The sequence below is a fragment of the Streptomyces sp. NPDC037203 genome, assembly GCF_055605065.1.
Genome location: NZ_JBVJUC010000012.1, coordinates 157,268 through 173,880 on the forward strand (window position 1 = coordinate 157,268; position 16,613 = coordinate 173,880).

Sequence of the window (16,613 nt, forward strand, 5' to 3'; positions counted from 1 at the left end):
CCCCGGACCGCGCGGAAATAACTCCCGTTTTGCTGGCTTGTCGGCTTGAGGTAAGGGCATCCGGTGGCCAGGAGGTTGATAACAATGGTTCCCCTGCTTCTGGTTCTTCTGCTGGCTCTGATCCTCTTCGGTGCGGGTTTCGCGCTGAAGGCGCTGTGGTGGATCGCGGTGATCGTGCTCGTCGTGTGGCTGCTGGGCTTCGTCGTCCGCACCGCGGACAGTGGCGGCCGCAAGGGCCGCTGGTACCGCTGGTAGCCGATAGACACCAGGCACGTTGAACGCGCCAAGCGAGAGTGAGTGGGGCCCGGCCGGATACGGCCGGGCCCCACTCGCGTAAACGGCCTTCCCCTACGGGAGGTGGGGAGGGATCGGGCGTATCGGACGCGCCGCAGGGTATGTGAGTGATACATCGGCCCCGCAGGCCCAGCAGTGGAACCCTGCTCCTCCTGCCTGCGGGGCCGGTCAGGAACCGCGACCAACGGCGGGCCAGTCAGGCGGCGCACACCCGGCGACGTCGGCCAGAGCCCGAGCCGCGGCAGTATCGCTGCCGTGCGACACGTCAGAATGGAACGGCCAGTCCGGCGTCGCGCAATCCGAGCAGTGCCCTGCCCATGCACTCGGCGACCGAAGCCCCGTCGGCCCGCAACCCACTGTCCAGCGGCCCACCAGAAGCGGCGAATGTCCACGCCGGCTGACCATCGCGCATGCGCTCCGCATCGACCCGGATCATGGCACCGACTCCCTGCTCGCCAAGCCACTCCAGGATGGACAGCGTCACGTCCTCGACGCCGCTGACCAGGTCCACCTTGGGCCGTCGCCCCATCCCCTTGGCCATGGCCACAACCCTACCCAGCAGCCGATCGGGTCCTGTCACGCGCCCTTGTGAGTGGGCACGTCGGTGGCATGGGGTGGGTGTCAGCAGGGCGGGGTGCTCCCGCGCGGCGATGCTGTTCCAGCTCACCGCCCAGGCGCCATGAGGCCGGTGGCCACCGTACGGGCCGAGCAGGTCGGACGGTCTGGTCCGGCATGGACAACCTGCGGCCGCCCTGCTTTCCTGCACAGGCACCCCGGCTCTACCCGCACCCATGCGCCGCGCGCTCCCGCCCGGGAGCGCCCAGCGCCCCGGAAGGGCCGAACCACTCGAGTCGCCTGGAGACGGCGCCGTGACGGTGGGCGGCGGCGGCCTCCAACGGTGACGATGGCCTCCGCCCTGGTCGGTGCGCGCCACTGAGGATCTTCGCCCGGCCGCGAAGAAAGCCGACGCCGCTTTGCGGATCTCGTTCGCACGCCGAAGCTCGGCGTTCTCGGCCCGCAGCCGTTTGATCTCCGCGGCCTCCTCGGACATCGTGCCGGGCCGCTGGCCGGCGTCCGCCTCGGCTTTGCGGGCCCAGATCCGCACCGCCTCTGCCGCACCGATGCCCAGCTTCGCCGCACCGACCGCACACCCCCGAAGCCACCCAGGAGGGGGAGGGTGCCGGAGACCGAGGGGTCACGGCACAGGCGGGTGGTGTGGACACGGCTGCTGCGTCCCATGCCTGGGGGATGGTTCCGATCTGGCCGTCGAGCCGGCGGGCACCTGCGCCTGACGCTCGACCACGGCCTCAGCCTCGATGAACTCGTCCAGGTGCCAGCCGGGAGCAGGCACGGGCAGAGCGCGCTACGGGCCGTGCGGGCCTCTTGCGTGGCAGGAGTCCCCAGGAGGGCCCGGTTCACAGGTCATTCACTCGTTCAAGTGAATAGGTAGAACGTATGACCGTGGGGCCTTCTTTGCTGGGTAACGTGCGTGCCCGACCGGCCCGGCAGGGCCGGTTCGGAGCGCGAAGCAGAAGGGTGCGGGGATGACGGACGGTCCTTCGAACCAGGGCGGTGGGCTGTCGCGGCGCAGGCTGCTCGCGTCGTCGGCCGCCGCGGGCGGCGCGGTCTGGTTGCTGCGGGGGCTGGTCCGGCCGGGCAGCGCCTACGCGGCCTCGGGACCGCCGCCGGGCTTCCCGGCCGGGATCGACGTCTATCAGCGCGCCTACGAGAACTGGGCCGGTGAGATTCGTACCGACCAGCTGTGGACGTGCGCGCCACGCAGTCCTCAGGAGGTGCTCGACATCGTCAACTGGGCCTACGGTTCCGGCTGGACCGTACGCGCGCAAGGGCACCGGCATGGCTGGGCCCCCCTCACGGTGGCCGACGGCACACCCGCCGCGGCCCGGGTCGTCCTGCTGGACACCACCACACACCTCACCGCGATGTCGCTGGAGCAGCAGGCCGCCGACGGGTCGGCCCGGGTCCGGGCCCAGGCCGGCGCCTCTCTGGAGACCCTGCTCGCGTTCGCCGGCGAGGGCGGATACGGGGTCGCCTCCGCGCCGGCACCCGGCGATCTGTCGGTCGGTGGCGCGCTCGCCATCGGCGCGCATGGCACGGCTGTCCCCGCCGTCGGCGAGAGCCCGTCGTCCGGCCACGGCTACGGCTCGCTGAGCAACCTGGTCACCGAGCTGACCGCGGTCGTCTGGGACGACGCCGCCGGCCGCTACGTCCTGCGGACCGTCGGCCGAGCCGAGCCCGACTGCGACGCGCTCCTCGCTCACCTCGGCCGCTCGCTCGTCACTGAGGCGGTCGTGCGGGTGGGCACCGACCACCAGCTGCGCTGCCAGTCCATTCTGGACATCCCCGCCACCGAGCTGTTCGCCGCCCCCGGTGCTCCGGCCGGCACACGCACCCTGGCCGGCTTCGTGGACCGCACCGGCCGGGTCGAGGCGATCTGGTTCGCCTTCACCGACTGCCCCTGGCTGAAGGTCTGGAGTGTCGCCCCGAAGCGGCCGCTCACCGCACGAGCGGTCGATGAACCGTACAACTACCCGTTCTCCGACTCCCTCCCCGAGCCGGTGGCCCGGCTGGCCGGTGACCTTGTCTCCGGGGCGTGGGCGAGTGCGCCGATCTTCGGGCAGGTCCAGTACCTGCTGGCCAAGGTCGCGTTGACCGGCGACATCACCGACGTCCTGCTCTCGGGGACCCTCGTACGGGACGTGCTGACCGGCGACGTGCTCACCCATCTGCTGGCAGGCGGTCTGCGCTCTGATCTGTGGGGGGCCTCCCGCAACCTGCTGCAGTACGTGCGGCCCACCACGCTGCGCGAGACCGCCAACGGCTACGCCGTACTCACCCGCCGCGCCGATCTGCAGTGGGTGGTCAGCCAGTTCACGGACTTCTACCGCACGCTGCTCACCCAGTACGCGGCGCGCGGCGAGTACCCGGTCAACGGCCAGGTGGAGATCCGGGTGACCGGTCTGGAGGACCCGGCCGCGTGCGGCGTCCCCGGCGCGCGGCCCCCGCTGCTGTCCGCCCTGCGGCCGCGACCCGACCGGCCGGATGTCGACACCGCCGTGTGGATCGACGTCCTCTCCCTGCCGACGACACCCGCCCTGCACCGCTTCTACCGCGACATCGAGCAGTTCCTCCTGGCCCTGGACGGGGACCGGGCGACGGTTCGCGTGGAGTGGTCCAAGGGCTGGGCCTACACCGACACCGCCGCGTGGTCCGACCCGGACGTCCTCACCCGGGCCATCCCCGCCAGCCAGCGTGCCGGGGGCGGCTCGGGCTGGGACCAGGCGGTCGCGATTCTCGATCGGCTCGACCCCCACTGCGTGTTGTCCAGCCCGTTCCTCGACGCGCTGCTGCGCTGAACGGGCGGGCAGAGCCGGACTTCAGGCGCACCCCCGGAGCGAGGACGCAGGGGTGATCGAATCGGCTCTGGCCCGTGCCCGATCGAGTGACGGGGAAGCGTTCCCCCGGCGCCCGCGGGCGGTCCGGCAAGCGGTACGCGCCGGGGGAGATCTCCTCACGCTGCCCGCGCCCGCGGGGACGGTCCCTCCGCCAAGGCGGCGCGGGCATTGGACTCGCTCTGCGGCCAACTCGACATCCCCGCCGACCATGTGGACCCCACCGGCTACCAGCTCGGCACCTTCACCACCAATGCGGGAGGCCGCGAAAGTCGGCCCGCCCGAGCCCGACCGATCACGGGGCGTCCGGCCGGTCACAGGTCAAGCGCCTGGACCGTCCGGCCGGGTTGCGGGCTCAGGAGGGAGGCCAGGCGCGGGCTGAGGTCACGGCAGGCGCCGAGCAGCGGGGCCAGTACGGGGGAAGTCTGCTTCGGCCAGCCGGGTCGACGGCCCGGCCACCGTGATCGGTCAGCGGTCTGCAGCATCTTGACCTCGCGACTTGAGGCGCCGTGCAACAGCGCGGGCATGCCCAGCAGGGCCTCGTGCGGGTGGACGGCCGGATCGGCGGTCCAGCGGCGGAACAACACGCGTGCACACCCTTGGTTCGCCGAAGCTGCTGAGAATGCACGCGGGTGCCGGTCGCATGCCAGCCCTTTCAGTGGGGGGTTCGAGGGATCGCGCAGGCCGCTGTGCCGGCAGGCATCCGGTGCCGATTCCTTGCCACCCCCCCCCGGTAGACCGTATGAGCGGCCAGGCTCAGGGGAGGCAGACGCAGGAGCCGTGCGGCTGCTCGACAGCGGCGGGCCGACGAGGAGCCGAGGAAATATGCGAGGGCAGCAGCACCGCCGTACTGAACCCGGCTTCCGTCGAGGAGGAGGACCTCACGGCCCAGCCGCCGCAGGTGAGGTGGGCGGCGATTGAGCCGCCCGGCGACCGTCACCACCTCGTCGCCGTCCTCGACCTCCGCCAGGGTCGACGGCTGGACCCGCTCCAGCAGCATCGCGAACCGCGCGTCGTCGCGCTCGTGCAACAGGACGGCGCCGCACCCGCCCCACGCAACGAACGCATCTGGCGCATGAACGTTGCCGGGATGTGAAAACGACACCTTCAGCACGGCGCTCTCCTCAGCCCGCCGTACGGGAACGATGACGCCGACGCCGCCGTGCATGACGGTCACCGTCAAGTACACGGTCCGACTTCCCCAAAGCAGCCCGGCGTTCTCGCCGGAGCGGGCGCGCTCATGGGAGTGGCCTTGTTCCTCAGCGCCAACCTTGCGGGCACGGCGCAACGGATCGCCATCGCGTCCGCCGGGCACGCCGGAAAAGGCGTGCCGTACCGGAACGTCATGAGTTGACACCTGCGACCCCCGTCGGCTGGTGGCCCGGAAAAAAGCGGCCGCGTGGTCACGGGCGAGTAGGCGGGCGGCCGTTCTCCTCGGTATTGCCGCCCGGCCGCCGAGGCTGTGCGCCTGGGGCCGAGCGGGACAGTAGTTGACCCCCGAGCAGCCCGTCAAGGTTGCTCGACCGCGGGAAACCGGGGCTGGGCGCGGGTGCCCGCGGTCCGTTCCGGCAACGGTCGGCGGGTCGCCGGAAGCGGTCGCGGGCGGGCGCGGTGACGCCTCGCCGGGCTCAGCCCCGTTCGCCCCCGTCCCGCAACGCGACGCCCTCACGCGCCGCCGCTTGCGCGAGCAGGGCTGCCCGCGGATGGGCGCCGTGCGAGGGATACGCGAGGTGGGTGCTGACCGCCGGGCCGTCGGACAACGGCACGAAGCGCACCTCGGGATGGCTGTAGCGGCGCGCGGTCGCCGCCGGCGCGGTTCCCACGCCGAGCCCGAGCGCCACCTTCTCCAGCCACTCGTCGTAGTTGCCGCACTCGGCTCCGACGACCGGCCGCTTCCCCGGTGGCCACATGTCCGGCGTGGTCACCCCGCTCATGGTGTTCACCACCAGTGGCCAGCGGGCGAGTTCGGCCCAGCTCAGTTCACGGCTGGCGGCCAGCGACCAGAAGGCCGGCACCGCCGCCACCCGGCCGTCCTCGTAGAGGAACGCGCTGCGCACGCCGCGGGGCAGCCGGGGCCCGCGCAGCAGCGCCAGGTCGATGTCGCCGGTCTCCAGCCGGGTCGCCGGGCTGTCGCACCGGACGAACTCCACACTCACACCGGTCTCGTCGTCGAAGCGCGCGGCCAGCCGTGCCAGTCCGTCCGGCAGACCCCAGCTGAACCCCAGCCGCAACCGCTCACCCTCGCGCATCCCGTCCAGCACGGCGTCCAGCTGGCGCAGCAGTGGGACGAGGGCGCCGTGCAACTCGGCTCCCTTGGCGGTCAGTTCCGTCCTTCGGGTCGTACGGTCGAACAACCGCACCCCCAGCGTCTCTTCCAGCGCGCGGATGTTGCGGGTCAGCGTCGGCTGAGCCACGTGCAACCGCCGGCCGGCGGCGGTGAAACCGCCTTCCTCGGCCACGGCGAGGAATCCGCGTAAATGACGTAGGTCCACATCCATGCGTCCAGAGCATAGGTGATGCGCCATCGCTATTTCCCTATCCGGTCCCGGCCCGCTTAGTGTGTTCAGCGCTGCCGGACGAGCCGGTCCGCCAAGAGGTGACGCATTCGGCGATTGCCCAGAGACCGGGCCACGGCAGACCAGGATCACAACGGGGGTTAGTGATGACGTTTTCCTCACACCGGGATTCCGGCCGCAGGCGGCCGGCACCAGATACGATCACGCGGGTGAAGCGCGGCTCGCGGTCGACGGCCGGGGCCCGCGACCGGGCCCACTGAAGTCCCTTCACCAGTCCCGCGAAGCGCCTGGTCAAAGGCACCGCGCCGGTACCGGACGGCACTTCGCCGCGCCCATCGACGATTCCCTGCAGCAGCCCAGCCCGACGCCGTTCGCCGTGACCGGCGGCGCCCGCGGGGCGGGCCGGGCCGCCCTGGCGTCCCGTGGTCCGGCTGACGGCCGTCCGATGTCCCCTGCCCACCCTGAGCGTCTCGCCGGCGCCGCCGCGTGATTTTCCGTGCGCGCACATATCCACGTCGTACCCGGAGACTCACGCACGCCTGATTTCCCCGCCGTTACTTCCCGCACAAGAGGCAGGACATCCGGTCGGGTAACGCGTGATGCCGTCGACCGTGCGCTCGCGCGCGTTTTCCGAATCCATACCCAATTACCACCTAAGGAATTGATGTGCCGGTAGTCGAGACCCGACATGGCCCCGTGGAACACGTCCTGATCGACGGCGACCCGGACCGCGCACCGCTGGTCTTCCTGCACGGCGGACTGGGCTGTGTCGCCGCCTGGGGCCGCTTCCCCGCCGCGCTGGCCGCCGCCACCGGGCGACGCGCACTGGTCTACTCCCGTCTGGGAAACGGCGGTTCCGGACGGTTGCCGTCGCCCCGCACCGCCCGTTACGTCCACGAACACGGCTGGAGCGAGCTGCCGGAGCTGCTGGATCTGCTGGACATCCGTGAACCCGTGCTCGTCGGGCACAGCGACGGTGGCTCCGCCGCGCTGCTGTACGCCTCCGTGCGCCCGGTCGAGGCGGTCGTGGTGATGGGACCGCATCTGTACTTCGAGGAGGAGAACAGGATCGGCATCGAGGCCGCCAAGGCGTCGTACGCGGCAGGCCCGCTCGCCCGCAGGCTCGCGCTGGTCCACGACGACCCGGCGTCGGTCTTCGAAGGCTGGAGCGCGGTGTGGCTCTCCGAGGAGTTCCGCGGCTGGTCCATCGAGCAAGACCTCGCGGTGAGCGCGCCGGTGCTGATGATCCAGGGCGACCGCGACGAGTACGGGTCGCTGGCCCAACTGGACGCCCTCGAGCGTGCGGTGGACGGCCCGGTGCGCCGCCTGGTGCCCGAAGGCTGCGACCACTACCCGTACCTGGTCTGTCCCGACCTGGTCATCGACACCGTCACGGACTTCCTCGCCACGGGTGGTGCGCTGTGACGATCCTCGACGACGCCCGCGACGTCCGGCTCGACGGTCTGCTGGCCGCCGCGGCCGTCCGCCACGCCGACCAGCCCGCGCTGGAGGGCGAAGGGCGGACCTGGACCTGGTCGGCGCTGGAGGCCGAGGTCCGCGCACTGGCCGCCGAACTGACCGCCGTCGGCGTGGGGCCGGGCGTACGCGTCGGGGTGTACGCCCCGAAGGCACCGGCCACCGTCATCGCGCTGTACGCCGCCCTGCGCGCCGGAGCCGTGGTGGCACCGATGGACGTCGCCGACCCGGCGGCTCGCACGGCTCGCATGATCCAGAACGCCGGGATCTGCCTGCTGCTCACCACGGATCGTGCCGGCGCCGCCTGCCGGGCCGCGGCCGACGCCGCGCGCGAGGGGCGGAGCCCGCAGGCGCCCCGAGAGGGCGAGCTCCCGCACGGGCTGCGCTGGATCGAGGTGGTTGCGCACGCCGACCGTCCGGCACCGCTGCCCGCCCCGGCCGACACCGGCGGCTACGTGCTGTTCACCTCCGGCAGCACAGGCTGGCCCAAGGGCGTGCTGCTCTCCCATGCCAACGTGGCGCACTACGCGCTGTGGGCGGCAGGGGAGTTCGCGCTCACCCCGGACGACCGGATCGGCTCGCAGGCCGCCCTGACCTTCGATCTGACCACGTTCGACCTGTTCAGCGCCGCGGCGGCGGGAGCGTGCACGGTTCTCCTGCCGGACGTGTTGCGGTCGTTTCCGCGGGACGTGGTGACCTGGCTCGGAGAGCGGCGGATCACCGCCTTCATGGCGGTCCCCTCGCTATACCACAACATGCTGCGGCAGGGCGGTTTCGCCGACGCGGTGCCGGCCTCCCTGCGCGTCGCCGCGTTCGGCGGCGAGCCCTTCGTCCCCGACCTGCTCCAGGAGTACCTGAGGCTGCTGGGCGACCGGCCGTTCTACAACCTCTACGGCCCGACCGAGACCAACGCCTGCACCTACCACCGTGTACCTGCCGACTGGAGTGCCGACCAGGAGATGACCATCGGCCGGGGCATCGGCGGCGTGCACATCGAGGTGCTGGACGAGCAAGGCCGCCCGACCGACGGGGACGGCGAGATCCACGTCGCCGGCCCCACCGTCTTCCAGGGCTACCTGCGCGACGGCGGGCTGAGCGACCCGACGGTGACCGTGACGTTCCGCGACGGCGTGACCCGGCGGGCCTACGCCACCGGGGACATCGGAAGGATCACCGCCGACGGCCGGGTCTTCCTGCGCGGTCGACGCGACTCCCAGGTCAAGCGGCGCGGCCACCGCATCGACCTGCTCGACGTGGAGAACGCCGCGCTGGAACTGCCCCAGGTCGTCACCGCGGCGGCCGTCGCCAAGGAAGGCGAACACTCCGGCGAGATCTGGGTCTACGCCCAGACCACCGCCGGGGAGCGGGAACTGCTGGCCGCGCTGCGCGGCGCGCTGCCCAAGCGGATGCTGCCGGACCGCGTCGTCCCACTGGCCGCCCTGCCCACCACCGTCAGCGGGAAGGTCGACCGCCGCGCACTGGGCGCGGCCGACTTCCCCGCCGACTCCTCCACCGTGTCCCGAACCCTCATCACCCAGGAGACATCCGCGTGAACACCGTCGAAGACCTCTGCGCCCTCATCGCCGCCCACATCACCTGGGGCCGGGGCGAGGACCCGCAGAGCCTGGTCCCGGACAGCCCGCTGCTGGAGATGGGGCTGCTGGACTCCCTGGCGATCATGGAGATCGTCGCCGCACTCGGTGCGGAGCACGGTATCGCGCTGCCCGAGACCGAGATCGTCGCGGCCAACTTCCGTACCCCCCAGGCGCTGTGGGCCGTGGTGCAGACCGCACCGCGGGGGGCCGCGGCATGAGCGCGGCCGTCGAACGACTGCTGCGCGGCGGGCCGGCTGCCGTCGAGCGTCTCGTCGACGAGCAGCGCGAGCGCGCCCTCCCGCTGGTCTCCAAGACGGGCGGGGACGACTTCCGTGCGGCATGGCGGGCGTTCGCCGACCTGGGCGTGCTCCGGTTGCCGCCCGAAGAAGCCCGCGACGACGCGCACCCCGGCTCCGACGGCGGCACCGTCGGACCCGTCACCCGTTCGCTCGCCGCGATCGAGGGCATCGGCCTGGCCGGCGCCGACCCCGGTCTGTGCTACGCGCTCACCTCCCAACTCGTCGGCATGCAGTACCCGTTGCGCGCCATGTTGTCCGGCCTGCCGGCGCGGACAACGGCAGGCATCGCCGACGGAACGGTGCTGCTGTGCCACGCCCTCACCGAACGCGGCGGCGGCAGCGACCCGTTCTCGATGCGCACCACCGCCGGACGAGACGGCGACGGGTACGTGCTCGACGGCGCCAAGACCTTCGTCACCGCCGCGCCCGTGGCCGACCTCGCCGTCGTCTTCGCCCGCACCGGGGCGGGACGTTCGCCCTTCGCGCTCTCCGCGTTCCTGGTGCCGGTGCCGTCGCCCGGCGTGACGCGCGGCGAGACGTTCGACAAGTCGGCGCTGCCCACCGTTCCGATGGGTGAACTCCTCTTCGACCAGGCCCGGTTGCCCGCCTCCGCCCTCATCGGCGAGGAGGGTTCGGGGCTGGCGGTGATGGCCTCGACCACCGCGTGGGAACGCGCCCTGATCATGGGATACGCGCTGGGGCCGATGCGCCTGCTGCTGCGCCGCACCGTGGAGTGGGCGAACGAGCGGGAGCACTTCGAACGGCGGATGGGCGCGAGCCACCAAGTGGCGGCCCGCGTCAGCGACATGGCGCTGGCCCTGCACCGCTCCCGCACACAGCTGTACGCGATGGCGGCGGCGCTGGACGCCGGAACCCCGGCCCGCCAGCTCGCGGCCGAGGCGTCGCTCACCAAGATCTCCGTCTCCGAGGACTACGTGCGGATGACCGAGCACGCCACCGCCCTGTCGGGGGTGCGCGCCTTCCTGCCCGACTCCCCGCTCCCCGCCGACCTGCACAGCCCGATGGCGGCCCTCACCTACGCCGGTCCCAACGACCTGCTGCGGGTGGGCGTCGCGCGCCAATTCGGCCTGCCGGTCGAGAACTGACCCCGAGGACACCTGTGAACCCAACAGACCTGGACGACACGCTCAAACTGGCGGCAGAGGCAGGAGAGGCCCTCGCCCCGCTGGCGGCCGACGTCGACGCCGGCCGGGCGGACAGCCGGCGCACCTACGAGATCCTGCGCGAGAGCGGACTGCTCGGCATGCTCGCCCCGGCCGAGGCCGGGGGCCTCGGGCTGGGCTTCGGCTCCTACTGGCGCGTGCTGGCAGCCCTCGGCGCGTACAACGGCGCCGCCGCGCTGGGCTTCAACATGCACCACGTCGTGATCGGCGCCCTCGCCGACTCCTACGGCACTCCTCTGCCACCGGCGGCGGACCGCTTCCGCGCCTGGATGCTCGGCGAGGTGGTCCAGGGGCGCAAGCTGTTCGCCTCGGCCACCTCCGAGGCGGGCCGAGGCGCCAAGCTCCGCGGCATGCGCACCCGCTACCGGCTCGACGACGGCGGCGACACCTACGTCCTCAACGGGGAGAAGTCGTTCGTCTCGCTCGCCGGGGTGGCCGACTACTACGTGGTGGCCGCCGCGGCCGAGGGCCCCGAGGACACCGCCGACGTCTCCCACTTCGTGGTCGCCGCCGACGACCCCGGTGTCTCCTTCGGCGCCGTGCACACGCTGTCCGCGATGTACGGCACGAGCACCGCGCCGATGACCCTGACCGACGTGCGCGTTCCGCGCTCCCGCCTCTACCTGGGCGTCGAGGGGATGTCGCTGTTCAAGGTGGTGCGCGAACCGCACTGGATGATCGCCGGGTACACCGGCGCGTACCTGGGCATCGCCGAGGCCCTGTTCGGCGAGACCGCCCGCTACGTCGGCGGCTCACCCGGACGCGCCGCCTCCCCGGTGCTCCAGCAGGAGCTGGGCAGGATGTCGGCACGGCTGATGGCGGCCCGCGCGCTGGTGCACGAGGCCGGTGAGCAGGTGGAGCGCGAGCGCGGCAGCATCCAGGCGAACGCGATGGTGCACGCGGCGAAGTACGTCGTCGGCGAGACCGGTCCCGCCCTCGCCCAGGACGCGCTGAGGGTGTGCGGATCGGCCGCGGTCAGTCGCAGCCATCCGCTGGAACGCCTCGTGAGGGAGGCGTCGTTCGCCAACGTGATGCCCGCCAAGCCGCTGGAGTGCCTGGAGTACCTGGGCAAGGCGGCCGCCGGCGTCAACCTCTTCGACGCCCGGGCGTTCGCGTGGTGAGCCCGGTCGACCAGACCACGGCACGGGCGCAGGAGGCGTTCCGCGCGCTCATGGGCGCGCACCCGGCGGGAGTGGCGGTGATCACCACCGCCGACGCGGGGGAGCGGCCGTACGGATTCACCTGCACGGCGTTGTGCTCGCTGTCGCTCGACCCGCCACGCCTGCTGGTCTGCGCCGCTCACACGGGCAACACCCTGCCGGTGATCGCCGAGCGTGGCACGTTCGTGGTCAATCTGCTGCACACCGCCGGGCAGCGGGCCGCCCAGACGTTCACCCGCCGCGACGTCGACCGCTTCGCTCAGGTGCCCTGGGAGCGTTCCGGCGTCACCGGGCTGCCGGTGCTGCACGAGGACGCGCACGCGATCGCCGAGTGCGAGGTGGCGGACCTGTTGCCCTCCGGCGATCACACCATCGTCGTCGGCGACGTACTGGACGCCCGGATGATCGCCTCCGACCGCGCGCCGCTGCTCTACGGGCGCCGCCGATACGCCGCCTGGCCGATGTGACCCGCATCCCCGACCCATCCCAGTCGCCGCGCGCACCGCGGCGCATCCGACGAAGGACATCCGCGATGAACCGCACCATGATGAAGTCGAAGATCCACCGCGCCACCGTCACCCAGGCCGACCTGCACTACGTCGGCTCCCTCACCATCGACTCCGACCTGATGGCGGCTGCCGACCTGCTGCCGGGCGAGAAGGTCGACGTGGTCGACATCGAGAACGGCAACCGGCTCTCGACCTACGTGATCGAGGGGCCCGCCGGCTCCGGTGTCATCGGCATCAACGGCGCCGCCGCCCGCCTGATCAGCCCCGGTGACCGCGTCATCATCATCGCCTACGCCGACATGCCGGACGCGCAGGCCCGCTCCTTCGTTCCCAGCGTGGTGTTCGTGGACGCCGACAACGCGGTGCTCCAGCGAGGCGGCGACCCGGCGGACGTACCGGAGGGCTCCGGCCTCAAGCGCGGCGACCTGGTCGCCGGATGACCACCGCCACGGCCCCGGCCGCCGTGGTCAGTGGCGGCACCCGTGGCATCGGACTGGAGTTGAGCCTGCGACTCGCCAGGCTCGGGCACCGGGTGGTCGCGCTCTACCGGGGTGACGAGGCCGCCGCACGGCAGGCCGAACGAACGGGCGACGGCGCGATCAAGGCGCTGCGCGTGGACGTGGCCGTGCCCGCGCAGGTACGTGCGGTCTGCGCCCACGTCCTCGACCGGTACGGCGCTCCGGCCGTGCTGGTCAACAACGCGGGCGTCAACCGCGACGGGCCGTTCCTCACCATGGGCGACGACCAGTGGCGGGAGGTGCTCGACACGAACCTGTCCGGACCGTTCCACCTCAGCCGCGCCCTGGCCCCGGCGATGGTGGAGGCCGGGCGCGGCAGCATCGTCAACATCGGCGCGACCACGGCGATCCGGCCGCGCGCCGACGGGGCCAACTACTGCTCCGCCAAGGCGGGCCTGCTCCAGCTGACCCGGTGCATGGCGCTGGAACTGGCGCCGCACGTACGGGTCAACGCCCTGCTGCCGGGGTTCACCGAGACACCGGAGGTCGTCGAGCGCTATCGGCTCGACGACCCGCGACGACGGGCGGCGGTGCTGGCGACCGTGCCGCAGCGCCGCACCGGATCACCGCGCGAGATAGCCGACGCCCTGGAGTTCCTCGTCGGCGAGGCCAGCGCCTACGTCACCGGCCAGCAGCTGGTGGTCGACGGAGGACATTTCATGGGGTGAACCCCCTGCCCAGGGGACGCCCCGCCACTACGGAGGACCGCACCACATGTCTTTGACCCAGCTGACACAGCGACAGATCGACGAGTACCACGAGAACGGCTTCCTGATGCTGGACTCGCTGCTCGACACCACGGAGGTGGAACTGCTGCGCGACGCCTTCCGGCGTGACTGCGAGGTACCGGGACCGCACCTGGTGGCCGAGGAGGACGGCTCACGGGTGCGCGCCGTCTACGCGTCCCATCACCGCCAGCCGGAGTTCGCCGCGCTGATCCGGGATGCACGGGTGCTGACACCAGTGCGGCAGTTGCTCACGGACGACGTGTACGTCTACCAGTTCAAGATCAATGCCAAGCCGGCCTTCGGCGGCGAGAAATGGGCGTGGCACCAGGACTTCCTGGCCTGGCGTATCGCCGACGGGCTGCCCGCTCCCCGCCAGGTCAACATCGGCGTCTACCTCGACGCCGTCACCGAGTTCAACGGCCCGGTCATCTTCCTGCCCGGCTCGCACCGCGACGGGCTGGTACGCCAGGACCGCTCCGCCGACGCCCGCTCCGAACAGCACCTCGACCCCGACGACATCTCGCTGACGGCCGGCCAACTGGCCTCGCACGCGGACCGTTGCGGCATGGTCAGCCCCAAGGGGCCTGCCGGATCCGTGGTGTTGTTCTCTCCCGAGATCGTGCACGGCTCCGCGCCCAACATGTCGCCGTTCCCGCGCCGGCTGCTGATCGCCACCTACAACGACTGCGCCAACCTGCCGCAGGGGCCCGGCGAGCCGCGGCCGGAGTACGTGGTCTGCCGGGACAGCGAGCCGCTGGTGCCGGTGGAGGGCGCACTGTCCGGCGTCCTCGCGGGGGTGTCCTCATGACCGGGCGCGCCGTGGTGCTGGAGGAGTTCGGCGCACCGCTCGCGCTGCGCACGTTCGCGGTGCCGCCGGCTCCCGCGGGCGGGATGGTCGTCGGCGACTGCTACGGCGGGGTGTGCGGCACCGACCTGCACCTGCAGCAGGGCCACCTGCCGATCCCGCTGCCCCTGGTGCTCGGTCACGAGGGCTACGGGACGGTGCGGGAGCTGGGGCCGGGCACCGCGCGTGACGCGCTCGGCGCCGAACTGGCTCCCGGAGACCCCGTGATGTGGGCCTCCTCCATCGCCTGCGGAACCTGCTCGCCGTGCCGCCAGCACCGCGAACCCACACTGTGCGAAAACCGCCGTACGTACGGTGTGAACCGCGCGGTCGGTGACGGGGAGGCGCTCTCCGGCTCCTGGGCGGACACCATCGTGCTCCAGCCCGGAACCACCGTGGTGAAGTCGGCGCCGGGCGTCGAGCCGCTGGCGGCCATGGCCCTGGCCTGCGCGGGTCCGACCGTGGTGCACGCGCTGTACGAACGGCGTCCGGTACGGGTGGGCGAGACGGTCGTGGTGCAGGGCAGTGGTCCGGTCGGGCTGGCCGCCGCGGCGTTCGCCCAACTCGCCGGCGCCGCACGCGTCGTCGTGGTGGGCGGACCCGCCGAGCGGTTGGAGCTGGCCGCCGCCGCGGGGATCGGCGACATCCACCTGGACATCGCGGGTGCCGACGATCCGGACGCGGTACTGGAACAGGTGCGCTCGCTGACCGGCGGCGGCGCGGACCTGGTGATCGAGTGCGCCGGGGTCCCCGCCGCGGTGGCGCAGGGCCTCACCCTGGCCCGACGCGGTGGTTCGTACCTGGTCATCGGCCAGTACACGGACGCCGGGGACACCTTGGTCAACCCCCATCAGATCGTGTACCGGCAGCTCGACGTCATCGGCTCGTGGGCGTTCACCGGGGCCCACCTGGTCGAGTACGTCCGGATGCTGCCCACCCTCGCCGCCCGCTTCGACCTGGCCCGGCTCGTGACCGCGTTCCCGCTGGAGCGTCACGCCGAGGCGCTGGACGCGGTCCGCTCCGGCGGGGTCATGAAGGCGGTGTTCACCGGCTGACCCCCCGGCCGGCAGGAGCACTCCGGGACGGGTGCTCCGCGGGAACACCGAAGGCCGGCGCGGCCCTCACCCCGCGCCGGTCTTCGGCGTGCCCGCGTTCCCCGCGTCCCGCCCGGTCGCGGTCAGGTCACGCAGCGCGCGCTCGGACGAGTGATCGTCGGGGAGGTAGGCCAGCAGGTGGTGCGCGGGTTCGTCGACGGCGGCCAGCTTGACGTAGCGCAGCCGCAGGTCGCCGGCCTCCTGGTGGCGGAAGTGGCGGACCGCGGGCTGGAACCCGGTGGTCTCCCTGCGGTCGTACCAGCGCGCCGCGTCCGGGTCCGCCAGCAGTTCGGTGACGATCTCCGCGTATCGCCCGTCGTCCGGATGACGGGCCGCCTGCGCCCGGAACTGCCCCAGCAGCGCCCGTGCCTCGCCCTCCCAGTCGGCCAGCAGGCTCCGGGCGGGCGCCCAGCGGAAGACCAGCCACAGGAGGTTGCGCCGCTTGGCGGGCAGTCTGCCGGGGTCGGTCAGCAGCGCCGCGTAGCCGCGGTTCCAGGCCAGCAGGTCCCAGTGCGGGTCGAGCACCACGGCCGGGTTCGGGTCCAGGGTGCGCACCAGGGTCAGCAGGTTGCGTGAGACCCAGGTGGGCGTCCGCGCGGCGGCCGGCGCCTCCTCGGCGAAGGCCAGCACATGAGCGGTCTCGGCCGCGTCCAGCCGCAAGGCGCGGGCCACCGCCCGCAGCACCTGTTCCGAGGTGCGCACCCTGCCCTGTTCCAGCCACGCGTACCAGGAGGCGCTGATGCCCGCGAGTTCCGCGACCTCCCCGCGCCGCAGACCCGGAGTGCGGCGGCGGGACGAGCCGGGCAGCCCGAGCTGGCTGGGCGACAGCCGTTCCCGGCGGGAACGCAGGAAGGCGCCCAGCTCCTGGCGGGGTGTGCGTCCGCCGGACGGCTCCCCGGTCGCTGCTCCGTACGGCCGTCCCATCCGCCCCGTCCCCTCGCCCTCACCGCCGCTCACGTGCGCGTGCGTCCCGTGCCCCTCCA

16 protein-coding genes and 2 pseudogenes are annotated in these 16,613 nt (G+C 72.3%); 12 read left to right on the forward strand and 6 right to left on the reverse strand.

Going from position 1 to position 16,613, the window contains the following annotated elements; all coding sequences use genetic code 11:
* Positions 1 to 84 precede the first annotated feature (84 nt).
* Positions 85 to 255: a DUF5670 family protein gene (locus tag ACZ7EC_RS27770; RefSeq protein ID WP_011113206.1), complete on the forward strand. Its 171-nt coding sequence runs from the start codon at positions 85 to 87 to the stop codon at positions 253 to 255.
* A 304-nt stretch (positions 256 to 559) separates the two neighbouring features.
* Here the strand turns inward: ACZ7EC_RS27770 and ACZ7EC_RS27775 are convergent, their stop codons facing one another.
* Both ACZ7EC_RS27775 and ACZ7EC_RS27780 read right to left on the reverse strand, forming a co-directional pair.
* Positions 560 to 835: a hypothetical protein gene (locus tag ACZ7EC_RS27775; protein WP_471066780.1), complete on the reverse strand. Its 276-nt coding sequence runs from the start codon at positions 833 to 835 to the stop codon at positions 560 to 562.
* Between the two features lie 400 nt (positions 836 to 1,235).
* A pseudogene (locus tag ACZ7EC_RS27780) lies at positions 1,236 to 1,456 on the reverse strand (IS3-like element ISMyma3 family transposase); the annotation flags it as partial.
* Between the two features lie 382 nt (positions 1,457 to 1,838).
* Here ACZ7EC_RS27780 and ACZ7EC_RS27785 point away from each other — a divergent pair.
* A complete protein-coding gene (locus tag ACZ7EC_RS27785; RefSeq protein WP_471066782.1) occupies positions 1,839 to 3,671 on the forward strand; it encodes a cholesterol oxidase substrate-binding domain-containing protein in 1,833 nt (610 codons plus the stop codon).
* 350 nt (positions 3,672 to 4,021) lie between these two features.
* Here ACZ7EC_RS27785 and ACZ7EC_RS27790 read toward each other — a convergent pair whose 3' ends face one another.
* The 3 genes and pseudogenes from ACZ7EC_RS27790 to ACZ7EC_RS27800 form a co-directional block, all read right to left on the reverse strand.
* Entirely contained in the window at positions 4,022 to 4,294 is a 273-nt protein-coding gene (locus tag ACZ7EC_RS27790; RefSeq protein ID WP_471066784.1) for a hypothetical protein, read from the reverse strand.
* A gap of 323 nt (positions 4,295 to 4,617) precedes the next feature.
* Positions 4,618 to 4,878, reverse strand: a pseudogene (locus tag ACZ7EC_RS27795) (aminoglycoside phosphotransferase family protein); the annotation flags it as partial.
* Positions 4,879 to 5,335: 457 nt separating this feature from the next.
* Positions 5,336 to 6,205 carry a LysR family transcriptional regulator gene (locus ACZ7EC_RS27800; RefSeq protein WP_471066785.1) on the reverse strand — a complete coding sequence of 290 codons (870 nt, stop codon included), beginning with the start codon at positions 6,203 to 6,205 and terminating at the stop codon, positions 5,336 to 5,338.
* 714 nt (positions 6,206 to 6,919) lie between these two features.
* Here ACZ7EC_RS27800 and ACZ7EC_RS27805 point away from each other — a divergent pair.
* The 10 genes from ACZ7EC_RS27805 (at position 6,920) to ACZ7EC_RS27850 (ending at position 15,591) form a co-directional block, all read left to right on the forward strand.
* Entirely contained in the window at positions 6,920 to 7,648 is a 729-nt protein-coding gene (locus ACZ7EC_RS27805; RefSeq protein ID WP_471066787.1) for an alpha/beta fold hydrolase, read from the forward strand.
* Entirely contained in the window at positions 7,645 to 9,252 is a 1,608-nt protein-coding gene (locus tag ACZ7EC_RS27810; RefSeq protein ID WP_471066789.1) for an AMP-binding protein, read from the forward strand. The genes ACZ7EC_RS27805 and ACZ7EC_RS27810 overlap by 4 nt, the downstream gene beginning before the upstream one ends.
* Positions 9,249 to 9,512 carry an acyl carrier protein gene (locus ACZ7EC_RS27815; protein ID WP_471066791.1) on the forward strand — a complete coding sequence of 88 codons (264 nt, stop codon included), beginning with the start codon at positions 9,249 to 9,251 and terminating at the stop codon, positions 9,510 to 9,512. The genes ACZ7EC_RS27810 and ACZ7EC_RS27815 overlap by 4 nt, the downstream gene beginning before the upstream one ends.
* Positions 9,509 to 10,699 carry an acyl-CoA dehydrogenase family protein gene (locus tag ACZ7EC_RS27820; RefSeq protein WP_471066793.1) on the forward strand — a complete coding sequence of 397 codons (1,191 nt, stop codon included), beginning with the start codon at positions 9,509 to 9,511 and terminating at the stop codon, positions 10,697 to 10,699. Before ACZ7EC_RS27815 ends, ACZ7EC_RS27820 begins: the two co-directional genes overlap by 4 nt.
* A 14-nt stretch (positions 10,700 to 10,713) precedes the next feature.
* Positions 10,714 to 11,898: an acyl-CoA dehydrogenase family protein gene (locus ACZ7EC_RS27825; protein WP_471066795.1), complete on the forward strand. Its 1,185-nt coding sequence runs from the start codon at positions 10,714 to 10,716 to the stop codon at positions 11,896 to 11,898.
* On the forward strand, positions 11,895 to 12,404 hold the full coding sequence (locus ACZ7EC_RS27830; protein WP_471066797.1) for a flavin reductase family protein: 510 nt from the start codon (positions 11,895 to 11,897) through the stop codon (positions 12,402 to 12,404). The genes ACZ7EC_RS27825 and ACZ7EC_RS27830 overlap by 4 nt, the downstream gene beginning before the upstream one ends.
* A gap of 65 nt (positions 12,405 to 12,469) precedes the next feature.
* Positions 12,470 to 12,886, forward strand: a complete 417-nt coding sequence (panD, locus tag ACZ7EC_RS27835) for an aspartate 1-decarboxylase (RefSeq protein ID WP_471066799.1) — start codon at positions 12,470 to 12,472, stop codon at positions 12,884 to 12,886.
* Complete coding sequence (locus tag ACZ7EC_RS27840) at positions 12,883 to 13,632, forward strand: SDR family NAD(P)-dependent oxidoreductase (RefSeq protein WP_471066801.1); 750 nt, start codon at positions 12,883 to 12,885, stop codon at positions 13,630 to 13,632. The genes panD and ACZ7EC_RS27840 overlap by 4 nt, the downstream gene beginning before the upstream one ends.
* A 46-nt stretch (positions 13,633 to 13,678) precedes the next feature.
* A complete protein-coding gene (locus tag ACZ7EC_RS27845) occupies positions 13,679 to 14,500 on the forward strand; it encodes a phytanoyl-CoA dioxygenase family protein (protein WP_471066803.1) in 822 nt (273 codons plus the stop codon).
* A complete protein-coding gene (locus tag ACZ7EC_RS27850; protein WP_471066805.1) occupies positions 14,497 to 15,591 on the forward strand; it encodes a zinc-binding dehydrogenase in 1,095 nt (364 codons plus the stop codon). The genes ACZ7EC_RS27845 and ACZ7EC_RS27850 overlap by 4 nt, the downstream gene beginning before the upstream one ends.
* Positions 15,592 to 15,657: 66 nt before the next feature.
* On the opposite strand, the gene ACZ7EC_RS27855 is transcribed toward ACZ7EC_RS27850, so the two are convergent.
* Entirely contained in the window at positions 15,658 to 16,554 is an 897-nt protein-coding gene (locus ACZ7EC_RS27855) for a helix-turn-helix domain-containing protein (RefSeq protein WP_471066807.1), read from the reverse strand.
* Between the last annotated feature and the right edge of the window lie 59 nt (positions 16,555 to 16,613).